The sequence below is a fragment of the Corynebacterium sp. UMB0012 genome (assembly GCF_030216265.1).
Taxonomy (GTDB): Bacteria; Actinomycetota; Actinomycetes; order Mycobacteriales; family Mycobacteriaceae; genus Corynebacterium.
Genome location: NZ_JASOKQ010000149.1, coordinates 1 through 235 on the forward strand (window position 1 = coordinate 1; position 235 = coordinate 235).

Annotated in this window: 1 protein-coding gene; it reads left to right on the forward strand. The window is 58.7% G+C overall.

What is annotated here, in order from left to right; all coding sequences use genetic code 11:
• On the forward strand, positions 1 to 235 hold a 235-nt coding region (locus QP324_RS12235; protein ID WP_284816258.1), incomplete at both ends, for a transposase.

Genomic DNA, 235 nt, shown 5'->3' on the forward strand with positions numbered 1-235 from the left:
CTGGTCTTAAGGCGGAGATGGATGCGCACTTGGGCTACGGCCTTTGCGACCGCAAAGCGAAATCCCAGGTCGAAACCACACAGGAGAATAATCACCGTAACGGGTCGTACACCAAGACCGTCAATTCTGGCTACGGCGCAGTTGAGGTGACCGTGCCCAGGGATCGTGCCGGCACGTTTACTCCCCGGATGGTGCCCAAGGGTGCACGTCGGCTCACAGAGCTCGACGACATGAT